This window comes from Paenibacillus terrae (genome assembly GCF_000943545.1).
Lineage (GTDB): Bacteria > Bacillota > Bacilli > Paenibacillales > Paenibacillaceae > Paenibacillus > Paenibacillus terrae_A.
This window is the reverse complement of record NZ_JTHP01000097.1, coordinates 1-14254: the sequence shown is the minus strand read 5'-3', so window position 1 is coordinate 14254 and position 14254 is coordinate 1. Positions and strand designations below refer to the sequence as shown.

Annotated in this window: 8 protein-coding genes and 1 pseudogene; all 9 read right to left on the bottom strand. The window is 42.0% G+C overall.

Features of this window, described 5'->3' with window-relative positions:
- On the bottom strand, positions 1-3327 hold a 3327-nt coding region (locus QD47_RS26900), incomplete at its 3' end, for a non-ribosomal peptide synthetase (RefSeq protein ID WP_152643884.1).
- 690 nt (positions 3328-4017) lie between these two features.
- Complete coding sequence (gene fabD, locus QD47_RS26895; RefSeq protein WP_044649004.1) at positions 4018-5313, bottom strand: ACP S-malonyltransferase; 1296 nt, start codon at positions 5311-5313, stop codon at positions 4018-4020.
- A 104-nt stretch (positions 5314-5417) separates the two neighbouring features.
- A complete protein-coding gene (locus QD47_RS31915) occupies positions 5418-5672 on the bottom strand; it encodes a hypothetical protein (protein WP_161797209.1) in 255 nt (84 codons plus the stop codon).
- Between the two features lie 102 nt (positions 5673-5774).
- Positions 5775-6218, bottom strand: a complete 444-nt coding sequence (locus QD47_RS26890; RefSeq protein ID WP_268794276.1) for a thioesterase II family protein — start codon at positions 6216-6218, stop codon at positions 5775-5777.
- Positions 6219-6275: 57 nt separating this feature from the next.
- Positions 6276-10826, bottom strand: coding sequence for a non-ribosomal peptide synthetase (locus QD47_RS26885; protein ID WP_052646972.1), 4551 nt, complete (start codon positions 10824-10826; stop codon positions 6276-6278).
- A gap of 156 nt (positions 10827-10982) precedes the next feature.
- Complete coding sequence (locus tag QD47_RS26880; protein WP_044649003.1) at positions 10983-11417, bottom strand: hypothetical protein; 435 nt, start codon at positions 11415-11417, stop codon at positions 10983-10985.
- Positions 11418-11454: 37 nt separating this feature from the next.
- A complete protein-coding gene (locus tag QD47_RS26875; protein WP_044649002.1) occupies positions 11455-12054 on the bottom strand; it encodes a radical SAM protein in 600 nt (199 codons plus the stop codon).
- 691 nt (positions 12055-12745) lie between these two features.
- Entirely contained in the window at positions 12746-13351 is a 606-nt protein-coding gene (locus QD47_RS30285; RefSeq protein WP_052646970.1) for a transposase, read from the bottom strand.
- A gap of 542 nt (positions 13352-13893) precedes the next feature.
- Positions 13894-14254 (bottom strand): annotated as a pseudogene (locus tag QD47_RS32280) (hypothetical protein); the annotation flags it as partial.

The window sequence follows — 14254 nt, the reverse complement described above, 5'->3', positions numbered from 1 at the left end:
AATCGCTTCATCGAATCCCTCTTTCCGATAGAGCATCATCGACTGGTTAAACCGGTGCGGATGCTCCATCTGCTGCTCAAAGAAACAGTGCTGAACAGGTAGAAGCGGCACTTCCCCTGCCACGAGCCCTTGGTCGGCGTGACGCGCTACGGATTGCACATGAGGCGCAAGGTCATGGATCGTCGGATAGCGGAACAAATCCCGCATCTCCAGCTGAAGATCGTACTTATGCAGACGGGAGGCCACCTGAATCGCTTTGATGGAATCGCCACCCAGCGCAAAGAAATGGTCATGAATGCCGATGTGCTCGACGCTCAGCACGCCCTGCCAAATCTCGACCAATTGGGATTCGATGTCGCTTCGCGGCGCTTCGTACGCCGCACCTGCGGCCAACTGTACGTCCGGTTCCGGTAATGCGTTACGGTCGATCTTGCCGTTAGGGGTGAGCGGCATCTGGTGCAGGTGCACGAAGTACGCCGGGATCATGTACTCTGGCAACAACGCGGCCAGATGGGCCCGCAGTTCGGCGACAGACCGGGCTTCGCTACTCACGTAATACGCACACAAGTAGGCCTGTCCGCTTTCGTCACGCTTCGCCATGACCACCGCTTCCCGCACCGCTTCGTGTTCCAAAAGCCGCACTTCCACTTCCCCGCACTCGATCCGGTACCCCCGAATTTTGACTTGGTGGTCGATCCGGCCCAGGTACTCGATATTCCCGTCCGGCAGCCAGCGTGCCAGATCCCCGGTCCGGTACATCCGCTCTCCGGGTTCAAACGGATTGGACACGAATTTCTCCGCCGTCAGTTCCGGACGGTTCAAGTAACCCCTTGCCAAGCCATCCCCCGCGATGCACAGCTCGCCCGGCACACCGATCGGCAGTAGCATGTTCTCCCGGTCTACGATGTAAGCGCGAGTATTGGCAATCGGGCGCCCTATCGGAATCGTTCCGCGGTTAACGTCCGCTTCTCCAATCGGATAACAGCATGCGAAGGTTGTACTTTCCGTCGGGCCATAACCGTTGATCAATTGCAATCCTTCGATTTGCATCGCTTTTTTCGCATGCGGTACAGAGACGACATCGCCGCCTACGAGCAGTTGGCGCACTCCTTTTAACCCATGCAGACGATGCTCCACCATGACGTTAAACAATCCTGACGTTAACCACAGAATGGTGATGCCGTATGTTCCGATTTGTTCGGACAGTTCTTCCAGTGTCGTAAGCACCGGCGGCATCAGTACCAACCGGGCACCGTTAAGCAAGCTCCCCCAAATTTCAAATGTCGCCGCATCGAAGGAAACCGTCGATGCCTGTAAAAAGACATCACTTTCCGTGATGCGTACATAGTCCGTTTCCTTCACTAACCGCACTACACCACGATGGACGACGGCTACACCCTTCGGCTGTCCCGTCGATCCAGATGTATAGATCACATACGCTAGATTCTCAGGCCCGCTTGCCGCAGGCAGGTTCGACGTTTCTCCCGCATACAGCGAAGCATCCGCTAGGTTCAGCACAGTTCCTTCGTAAACTTGCGGTACTTTCGGTTCCCCGTATACAAGCAAAAGATCGGCGCCGCTGTCTTCCAGCATGTACGCGATCCGCTCCGTCGGGTACGATGGTTCGATCGGCAAGTACGCCCCGCCCGCCTTCAAAATAGCAAGTATTCCCACGACCATCTCTACCGAACGCTCCGCCATGATCCCCACGAGACTGTCGGCTCCTATACCTCGTTCTCGCAATACTCGCGCCAGTTGGTTCGCCTTCGCGTTCAGCTCCCGGTACGTCAGATGTTCATTCCCGCACACCACCGCTACTGCTTCCGGCGTTCTCGCAACTTGTTCTTCAAACCAGCTGACAATGGTTTTGTCATGTGGATTATCCGCATGACAAAACCGGTTTTCAAACCTAGTATGAATACCGAGCTCGGACGGATATTTCGTTGGGGTGGAAACACTTAGCTCCATTAGGTGTTCCACTTCGTTGAGATCTAACATTTGGACGTCGTTTAATGCTAAGCCGGGATTTCTCATCATATGTTTCATTATTTTAAATAGATGCTTGCCCAACCCCTGTATTTGCTCCAAAGTGATTTTATCCTGGAGATATGTGAATCGCAATCGAAGCGATTCATCTAAGAAAGCAGTTAACGTCAAATCATAATGCGTTCTCTCAATAGATTCATAACTGATAATCTTTACTCTGCCAGTATGCTGGCGCAATCGTTCGTCAAGCGGATAATTTTCCACGACAAAGATTGTGTTAAATAAAGGTTCACCCGTGCCTAACCCACTATACTCGTGAATATTGATAAGTGGAGTTTGCTCGTATTCCATTCGACTTCGCAACAATTCCTCCACTGTGCGGATCCAATGAATGATGTTTTGATTTCCATCCCATTTGAGCCTTAGGGGCAAGGTATTGATGAATAATCCAATTGTGTTTTCGATTCCGTCTATATCCAAATTTCTGCCTGAGACCGTTGTGCCGAAGACAAGATCACAACTCCTGGTATATTTATGAAGTAGTATTCCCCAAGCAGAATATAGGAATGAAGCGAGCGTCATTTCGTGAGCTCGAATGAAACTTTGCACTTCCGCATAGTACTCGCTATCCAACGTTAATACCCATTCACCTGAACCCTTTTTGTACACGCTTGATATGTCCTTGGGAATTTTCAGCATGCTCCGACTGTCGAGCGCATCTAGGTTTTTTTTCCAATAATCGGATTGTTCCTGCCTATCTAGCGATTTCGTCCATCGAATGAACGATTTATACCCCACATGATTAGATATGGGGATAGAGGTTCCCATCAAAAGCGCTTCATATTGTTCAAGAAATGAACCAATTACTATTCCACTACTCCATCCGTCATACAAAATATGATGATGGGTGATGATCATTTCACAAGCATTAGTCCCGAAAGTGCATAGCGTGACCCGCACCGGATCGCACGTAATATCGATTTTTTCAACGGAGTCCTGCGACATTACGATATCTATCATTTCACTCCTCGATTGCTCATCTTCAAGATTCGCAAAGTTATACTTTCGAATGGGGATAGTTTTATTTTTCAAAACTATCTGAACAGGCTTTTCTATCCCTTTATAACGAAATACGGAACGGAGCGCCTCATGTTTTTGAGGCAATTGCTGCCATGCTTGTTCAATTAAATCAGAGTTAATTTCACCGACCAGTCGAAGCTTAAGTTGTACCAAATATGGATCTTCTTCATTACTCATTAAAGAATGATATAGAATTCCCTCTTGAGTGGGGCTGAGCGACCAGATATCATCCACATTCATCTTATCCAGCTTATTAATCATAAATCCAAAGCCCTCCAATTCTTCCTTGCCTGTTTTGCTGCTGTATGTTTCTTTCCTCCATAACCTGCATCTTCGATTGATTTCCAAACCGTCTGCCTGAAGAGATGTTGATTGGGATCCAACAATTCCGCTTTCTTTCGGAGTTAACGAAAGAAAGCGGAATCAAATTTGTCTACTTCCTGCAGAAATGCAGCTTCAATATTAGCGATGTTGTCCATAGGAAAACGCAATGAGTGAAGGGTTTGAACGGCATCGTCATACCACTCAGCAGGCATCTTTCGAATGAAATCGTTCTTGTCACAAATCTTCTTCAAAATAGTCCTAGGGCGTCCGAATCCGCAATATTGAGTAAAACACCGATAATCGCGTTATCCTTAACTTGAAAAGCAGATTCTAGGATTTCAAGATGGCGAACTTTTGTGACTTCTCTCGATTGAAACTTGCTGAAGTCCAACAAGCTATATTCACCTCCCACTTCATTTCATAGCGTTGCATTAACTTAACACAATCAACAAATCATTTTTATAAAAGCAAGTAATCAGATCCATTTAGTTCATATTGTAATATAGAGAGCGGTTAGGCCATCTTAGTTCTTGAGGACTTTTTGGCGACCCTTGGAGCGGTTATTTTACATTTTAGGAATTATTCGTGATTTTTTTGAACAAGAACTTTTATGCAACGCTATTGATTTCATTTGAATTCGATGTCCGGGAACAACTGACGTGTCCCCGTCTCCGCAAACAATTGATTGTATCTCTCGATTCTTTCTCCCGTTGGTACCATCTTGGTCTCAAATACGGATTGAAGCATGGTAAGAGCTTCTTTCATCTGTTCCATGTTCGGTTCCAAACCCGTCCGATCTAGCTCATTTTGAATTTTCAGGACTTTGCGATAGGGCTCAATAACTCCCCTCTGGTATTCATCGTTATTCCAATTTCGATTTCTTGTACAAACAGCGATTGCGATGCACTTGGATACAATGTTCGTCATGGATTTAACGGTGTTAATACCCGAGGGATACTGCGGTAAGATATTTATGTTTCCTGCTTCACCTGTTTTCAATTTATCGCGAAGAGCGTCTATCTCTATTTGGTCCATAGAGAAGACATTCATTTCCGGATATGTTAGAGCAAGCAGCGTGCTAAGAACGTTTAACGGCCCCGCTTCAATTACGGTTGAAATGCCGGCTTCCTTCATTCTGACCATACATTCTATCCATAACACTGGAGAAGTCAGCTGCAATTGGAGCATGTTCACTATATCGCTTTGTTCCCCATAATAACGCCCGGTAACATTGGAAAGAACAGGGTGCTTAGGAGCTTTAAAAGAAAATCCTTTCATAAGTTCAGATAACATGACTGCGGCAGGTTTCATGAGCGGACTGTGAAATGGTGCACTAACCTGCAACGGTATAATCTGGCCTCCTAATTGAAGTATTCGATTTCCTGCTTCGTTCAAAGCACTCCGTTTGCCGGAAATCACAATTTGATCTTTTGCGTTATAATTCGACGGGACAACGGTGTCCATTTCGGATGATACGTCCGCACAAATCTTTTCTATTTCATTTTTGGAAAGATTCTTTACCGCGGACATTCCTCCGATTCCTTGCGGAACCGCTTCTTGCATGTATTTTCCTCGGAAGTAAGCCAAACGGACAGCATCGCTAAACGCAATGGACTCTGCTGCACACAGTGCAGTTATTTCTCCCAAACTATGACCGGCAAGCAGAGTCGGTTTTATTCCGGTTTGTTCGATTAAAGCACTGTACATAATCATTTCGATCGTTAAAATGGTCGGTTGCGTATATACGGTTCTCGTCAGGTCAGCCATGCTTCCATCGATGCAGAGTTTCTTCAAATCAAACCCGATTGCTTCATTCGCTTCCTCAAATAATCTCGATGCGTGAGGCGTCCGTTCCAGCCATTTTTTGCCCATGCCAGAATATTGCGAGCCTTGACCTGGGAAAACAACTGCAATTTGATTCATGACTAGTTCTCCTTATTATGATTTCTTAAATAATATCTCAACGTCACTTTCTCTAATAAATCGGCAAAACTATTAAACAATTCCTCTGCAAATTCCCTCTACAGTTAATGGTGATATAACTGCATGTGATAACAAATCCGGCTGTTGTCCGCTCCACTCCAAATCACAAATCGAATCTTTGTTTGATCGTCGTGAGGTATGGATATCACTTCCGTACACGAATAACGGTTAGGCTTTTCTATCCCTATATACCGAAATACGGAGCGAAGCGACTCATGTGTTTTAGCCAATTGCTGCCATGCTTCTTCAATTAAATCCGAGTTAATTTCACCGACCAGTCGGAGCTTAGGTTGTACCAAATATGGATCTTCTTCAATACTCGTTAAAGAATGAAGACTTTATCTGGAAGTAGAGTATCTTTTTTTCATTTTCAAATGTCTCGATAATACGGTGGTCATTCCTTAGTAAAGGAACGAAATGTCATACATCTCTTTATGCTCGAAAACCGTAACCGGGGTACCTCCTAGATCCATGATCACATCGCGAAATTCATCATCTGGAAGAAGATGAATTGGAGTTTCACGCTCTTTTCTTCGATGCGGCGCCGACCTTCCGGACAAAAACGTCACGACTGGTGTGCTGCTTCCTTTGGCAAGCAGACGATGGATAACTTCATATACAATCATGCAACCCATACTATGACCAAACAATGCATAAGGCTCGCTGCCGACTTGCGATAAAATCGTTTTGCAAACTTCTTGGACTGTCTCATCAAACGAATTATAATAGGGGTCCTTTAGTCGTCTTCCTCTTCCTGCAAGCTCTATAGGAATTACCTCTGCGATATCAGCCAACGGTACTCTCCATCGTAAATAAATCGATGCCGATCCTCCAGCATATGGAATACAAAACAGTCTAATCCTTTGTAAAGTATCAGCTTCCTTCTCATATGTCTCACTAGCTTATTCCCCAAATATTTCAAAAAGATCTTCTTGTGACAGATCAGCTGAATCAAAATCAGACGGCGTGAATACTCGTTCATTTTTTTGAATACAGTATGCCACAATCTCATCTAATCTCTGCTCGAACTTTGCTATGAATGCGGCTGCTTCCTCTCCTGGAAATATATCATCTGACCTCCGAATCCGAGTGACAAGCCTACCCTTTAGGAAAAAGATATTTACCTCCATGCCAGCGCTCAACGGATGATCAATCGACTGATCCGGTCCGGTATCCGAGTCGAGATCCAACTCAAAATTGCTGAATGTCATGCCTAAATCGAAATTCCCTAAATAATTCACTCGAAATAATGGAGTTTCCTTACTTCCAAAAGCCTGGCCGTTATCCTCTGTTAACCTTAAATATTTTAGCACCCCAAACCTCGTTCCTTTTTGGGGAATTCCCCTCCTTGTCTCCTTCACATATTGAACAAGTTTTCCTAAGGACTCAAAAGCGTTGATTGAGTGAACCTCGAATGGAAACATAACGGTGAACCACCCAACTGACCTTGTTAGATCTATTCCATTTGGCCATGCTTCCCGTCCGTGGCCTTCTATTTCTATTACTGCTTTCTCGCTGTTCAACCAGTTACAAACCGTTACACCAAACGCTGCTAAAATCAAATCCATTGCATCCGTTCCATATATAAAATTGGCTTGTTCAAAACGCTCCATATTCAAGTAATCATGATTGATAATTAAATCCGCATTCATACTAGTCGTACATTTGCTCGTCCAGCCTGGCAAATGTAACAACGGCCTCCAATAGTCCTCTTCTAAAATAATTTCCTTTTCTTGCACAATGGTTTGCAAAACTTTTACAAACTCTTTAACTGAGGTTGTTTTTTGAGGTAGCGTTATTTCAAGATTCTCCTCTATTGATGTTATCAACTGATCCAAATCTTCTAATAGTATTCGCCAAGATACGGCATCCACCAACATATGATGAGCGATCAACAATAGTTTAGAGTCAGTCTGCATCCCTCCATTGAACATGCAAACCCGGATTGGTATATCTTCTGTAATCTTAATGCTTGACTTCAACTCGCAGCTATGTTTATATATGATTTTCTCATAATTTAATGGATTGCAAGACGACAAATCGACAAGTTTGATGGGTAAATTCTTGTCTATTATTTGATTGTTATAAAACATTGAATTACGACTCAGATCATAATTTATCCGAAGACCGTCATGATGAATTAGCAACTTCTGTATCGCCATTTGAAGAATTTCTATAGGTATGTTTCGTTTCAAAGTTATCAGACAGGTTTGATGATAATAATGCGGTTCAGTAGAATAATGAAACAGAAACCATTTCATCGTAGGAGACAACGGAATATCCCCTTCGTATATCCCCTGAGGAATATGAATTTCTTCATTTATCTTCAAATATTCGATCGTTGCAGCCATCTCCTTGATTACAGGAAATTCAAGTATATGCTTGACTTTGATCAGAAGGCCTTTCTTTTTTAATCTTGTTGCAATTTGAATGGCAACGATTGAATCTCCACCAAGATGATAAAAATTGTCGAGAGTTCCTATATCCTCTTTCTCCATGATTTCACTAATTATTTTTATCAGTTCGATTTCTTTCTCATTACTAGGCGAACCCAAGATCGTAGGAGCGTGATGGACTAGTATCGGCAATGCCTTGCGGTCAACCTTTCCGTTATGTGTTAGTGGCAGCTTACTCATGATGATTATGCGTTGCGGAACCATATACGCAGGTAGCCTCTTTGCTAATTCTACGCGAATTTCTTGTTCATCTAGTAGATATCTACTTTCTCTGATCGTCACATAAGCGTAAATTACAGAGGCTTCTGATTCATCTCTGCCAATAACCACTACTGCTTCTGAGATTCCCTGTACCCTTAAGATCATATTCTCAATCTCGCCCAATTCAATCCGATACCCGCGTACCTTCACTTGATGGTCTACCCGCCCTAGGTATTCAATTATCCCGTGTTCCCTTCGTCTGGCAAGGTCTCCCGATTTATACATCCTCCCCCCGGTGATGAATGGATTCGACAGAAATCGCTCCTTTGTCATCTCTTCGCGTTTCCAGTATCCTCCTGCCACTCCGTCTCCTGCAATATAAAGTTCTCCGATTGCCCCCACAGGAAGCGGTTGCAGATATTCATCAAGAATATAAATTTTCATATTATCAATCGGCAAACCAATCGGTACAGAACCTGTTGTATCCTGTTTAGGATCAAATTGATAAATCATGCAGCCGACAACCGTTTCTGTCGGTCCATATTCGTTATAAATCGATATACTTTGTCCGAATAACCCTATCATTTCTTTGCATATACCAACCTTTAAGTCCTCTCCACCGAGGATAAAGGTTGAGATCTTCGACGCTTGCAGTAGGCTTGGTTCAAGTTCCTTGATTAACGCAAAATGAGAAGGAGTCATTTTTAGAATCGTTACACGTGTATCGCTCAGAATCTCGTTAAATAGATTGTCTCTGCCGGAATCACGAAAAATAATCATTTTGTTTCCATGTACCAAAGGTGTGAATAAGGAAGTTACTGTCAAGTCAAAGGCAAGTGAGGAATAAAGCGCAAATGCTTCATGCTCGTCTCGAATATAAGCCTTGCCTGCCCACCAAATGTAGTTGACCAAGCCTTTGTGCTCTACCATAACACCCTTTGGTTTACCCGTCGAACCTGAAGTATAAATCATGTATGCCAATTCATCCGGTTGAACAGGAATGTTTAAATTGTAATTTTCTTGCAAATAGTTGGCTTCGTCGTTGGTGTCCAAGATTTCACAATCTAACCGTCCAATGAAACGAGCAGGATCATCCGTAATCAGCCATTTTGCGCTCGAATCTTGCAATATATCAGCAATTCGCTCCTCTGGGTATACTGGATCGATTGGAATATACGCGCCTCCTGCTTTTAATACCGCCAAAATAGCAATGACTGCATATTCCGAATGGTTAATAATTATGACCACGGATTGACGTTCAGTCATACCCGTACTTCGTAAAGATCGTGCTAATTGGTTAGCTTTTTCATTCAACTCGCGATAGGAAATAACTCTGTCACTGCAAATAATAGCTGGTTTTTCCGGTATACGATTGACCTGAAGCTCAAATAGTTCCGTAATCGATTGATTATTGGGATAAGATGTTTGCGAATTATTAAATTCAAAGATGGCACGGTGAATTTCCAAATCCTCCATTATACGAATGTCGAACAATTGAACATCTGTGGATATTAGCAACTGTTTGACGATCAGACATAAACCGCCAAAAATCCTATCTATGGATGCCTCATCGTAAACGTCTAATCTATAATCGAAATCAAGTTGAATTTGTTGCGTATCCCCCCACTCCTTAACCACCATTTGCAAAGGGTACGTCTGACTACCGCAATTAAACTCAATATTTTCAACTTTCATCCCGGCAAATTCGGTCGGAAGCTTCGTATTATAATAGTTCACAACAATTTGAAACAATCCGTCAATGGGATTTTGATTACTACTTAACTCTTTCAATAGCAAGTTATAAGGAAATTTTTGATGGAGTAATCCTTTTTTAACTTGATAATGAGCCAAATCCATCAATTGAGAAGCCGTATAAACTTCGTCAAAGTTTATCAGTATAGGCATTGTGCTCGTAAACATCCCGAACATCCTGCGTTCTGTTTTGCCACTTCTATTCAAAGTAGGATTGCCTAAAACAATTCTTTTCCGTTGGGTGGTTTTATATAAATATAATGCCATTACTGCAATAAAGAAGGTATTGATTGTCCAGTTTTTTTGATTCAGAAAGTCTTTAATCCTAATTGAGAGATCGCGGTCAAGTCCAAAAGTTTTTCTTGCAGCTGCAAACGATTCTAAATTACAAGTATGTTCACGGTCAGTAGTTTCGCCGAACAAGCCCAACCAGTAAGATTTATTTTTAACAAATCTGTCAGATTCCAAATACATTTTTTCGGAATAGAGATAATCTAGATAAGAGGGAGATTCAATTAATTGGATACTACCATCCAACAACAATTGCTCATATGCCTCTCGAATTTGTTCTGTCATGATCTGGATCGACCAGCCATCCGCAATGAGATGATGAAAAATAACGAAATACCCCATTTTTAGTTCATTCAATTTAACGAGAAAAAACCGAAATAGATGTTCGTGTTCAAGTTTAAAGAAACGCTGCTTTTGTTGCATGACCCATAATTCGTATTGTTCCTGAGGGTTCGAAAAAGCAGTAAAGTCTATTAGTGGCAATGGTTCAAACCGATATTCCTTTTTATATTGGCGGACCTCTCCCTCAGTTTCAATAAAAGATAAACATAAGGCATCGTTCCTAGCAATGAAGGCATGGATTGCCTTTTCCAACAAATCAAATTGGACTTGCCCTGAAATAAGAATTGATCCACCAATATTGTGGAGCGGCTGTTCTGGAAATATTCGCTCTGTGTTCCATACACGCTTTTGAGCATGTGTCAACGTATAGTATCTTTTCAATTGATCAATATTGTCATAGGATTTCTCCAACTTTACGAACCTCCTATAGAAATCTGTAAACTCTGATAAGTCCCGTGGAAATCGACTCGGCGGAGCCGATGATGGTCAAGAATTAAAGATAACTTGGATTGTCACATAAAAACAAAATTTTTTAAGGGCTTCATAGCGATACTGGGCAGACGTCATTTAACCTAAAGTTCCGTGAATACGATGTTTATTAAACCAATGCAATTGACTTTCATAGGTACGCCACACTGGAACACTATTCTCGACTGCATATTTCAAAGCAGTTACAATATCTATACTTGAACAAAACTGGTTATCAAGACTACGAACAGCATCCCCACCCCAATCACCTGTTTTGTGGATCTTACATACAAAACGTTGATCGTTCCCAAACTCATCCTTGAAAAATTCAAAGTACTGCTCTAGGCCATCATAGATTTGACGGGTAACGTTTGTACGAATAACTATTGAGAACGTGTTAAGCTTTACATTATCCCGAATGGTTCTTAAATTTGAAAGAATATGATCAAAGGTATTATTACCGTCAAGACCTACTCTTGTTAAATTGTGCGTTTCAGCAAGTCCATCTAATGAAATTTGATATCCAAATACCATACAGGCTTGCATCTTTTTAAAGGTATCAAGTGAAAGGTTATAACCCGTTTGTAGTCATTGTGGCAGCATACTGTACTTTATTTTCATGACATATTCTAACCATTTCCTTAGAGAGTCTCTCTACAATAGGTACTGCTGTAAGCGGCTCACCACCAAACCATTCAACGTGCAGCCGTGCATATTTCTTAATATTTTTTCTTATGTAGTTATTAATTCCATTCTGTACAGACTCTTTCATAAAGTTTTTGCTGAATGATTCATAGCAATACGTACACCTGAAATTGCAGTCTTCATTTGGTAAAATGATTAGAGACAGAGTCCCCTCTTGAGGAATCGTCTCTTGGTGTACCATATCGGCTCTACGAAATTCGTCTGATGAATTGGATACAAAAAATTCTCGTTCGAATAGAAAGCCAAACAAATCACTCTCTTGCTCAGCTGCGTCTGGATTTTTGAGAACATCTCTTACTGACCCATTAGCATGGGACGGAAACTGAACAAGCTTCTTTGTATAGGTATTGAATAATATTAATTGTCCCTCCTTTCCCTCTGAAAAAATATTAAACCTCGATGCCTTATAACCATTTAAAATCTGTTTTCTCTTAATGGTCCCTATATCGCCTTTAGCTATCAACATATTCGCATTCTCCTTAAGCGCATATTATACGGAATAACTACCCTCTCCATCCTCTTTCCTCGTAATCACTTTCAAGAATGCGACGCCATTCGCTAAGATTTGAATATGCAGCAATCCTTCCATTTCAACGAATCGCATTTAATATAGATTGAACATACCTAGATTCATTTTCAATTAATCCAGGTATTTTTAACATGATCTTCGTTAAGATCTCTTTGTCCCTTGTTATATAATATTTAATGATCATATTTCGAATGGCCTTCGCAGTATTCATAATCTCTAATGAAAGCTCTTCATTAACTTGATATTGTCCCTTGAGAAATCTTGCAAGCAATAGCATGCATTGTTTATGTTCAAACAAGACGTGGAAGGGTAATAGTGAAGATTCTTATCACTTAACATCAGTGATTCTAAATAGGCTAATAGAGTATCATATACTTGAATCCCATATACCGCATCATATGTGATCGATGGATCAACACACATTCTGAATCTATTAATTGTTTTCTCAGAATTGATGTAATCATGTAAAAGCTGACTAGCTAATACATTGTCAAAGCTATACTCAATTCGTTTTTTTAATGAAATAAAATAAATATGAGTTGACCAATCTTCAGGGAATACAAGCCTATTAATTGATTCATTAATCTCACCAAAGCTTATTTCCATTTGTGATAGTTGAAGACTTCCGTTATAGTCGTATCCAGTATGTTATATATCTTTCGTTGATCATCAAAACCATATCGTACTCCCAGTACAGCTCCGGCTGATCCAATAGCAGCTGATCTCCGGCAAAACGCTTGGCTTTGCGGATCACACATACCCGACGTTGCTTGTCCCAGGAGGTCGCTTTGTACAGCAGCAGTGTGATGCCTTCGATGATCCAATCGTCTTCGGCGTACCGCTTCCAATCCCGGCATTCGCGCACTCGCTCTTGCAGCCGTTTCGTCCATTTGAGCTTACCCACATAGCCGATACCCCTGGATTCGAAAAGCGAGCGTGATTCCAAAAGCGACAGAGTCCGTTCCACAAACGCCGTTGCATCGGTAGACGAGTGGGTGTTGCCGGGACGAAGCGCGGCATGAAGGGCCAAGCGAGACTGTCCTTCGAAAGCGAGTAGGGGATGGTAGCTTTTGCGCCCCCGCTTATGGGCATTGACCCCCACTGCTGCGCCTTCCTGGTTCCCGTAGACGGTTTCCACTGTGGAGTCCAGATCCAGAATGCACCGCTCGGGCAAGCATGGGGAGAGGAGCTGAATATTCAGGCGTTGCAGCTCGGGAAGAACCAGCGATTTCACGGCTCAGATCCGGGTTAGCTCCTTGTACAGCAAGGAATGGTGAGGCCATCTTCCTCCGAGAAAGCGTTGCAGGAGAGGATCCTGTTGGATAGTCCGAAAATGAAACAGCCGCTGACACCCAACCATCCAGCCCGCGATGAGATACAGTAAGACCTGTTGAAGGGAAAACAGAGAATGAGCCGCTTTGACGCAGGACAGGTTGAAAACGATTGACGGAGTTGGATGCGCTCCGGGAAATCCAGCCAGACTTTGCTTCCGGCCAGAGGGATTCCGTTTTGTAGCGAAAACTCGCACTTGATTTTTGCGGTAGATTTGATAGACTTCGCCTTAAAGGTGCTCCTCTCTTTAGGTGATGTGTTCTCGATAAACACTAAGTTCAACATCAACATATCTTGACATTTTTTCTTCACCTCATTCTATTCTTTAAATTCCTCCTGTATCCACTTAGCGTTAATCCTATAATTTTTTTGAATATACCTTTAATATGAAGGATATCCATTCTTGAATTCAAATAATTAGTGAATCAACAAACCTGGTAAACATCAATTTTTTCTAAATAGTTCCAGTGCTTTCTCAAGAGCTTCACTTTCAATCAATTCTAGATCTCTTAATCCATTGATGACTTTAATATAAACGCTTTTATCAACATGCACATTGCTTTTCAATATCAAATTTCTTAAAATAATTGCCTTTTTAGCCATTTTCTTGTAATTCATGATAGTTAATTCTACATTATTGAGATGACCATTTTCAGATAAATATTCAAGTCGCTTAACCATCATATTTTTATGTTCCCATAATATATGCAAACTCCTAATTTTTCCAAAATCATTAATTTCCACTTCTTCACTTAGCAAAGAGTAATAATAAATTAAGTGTTTATAAGTTTTTAGTCCATATTCA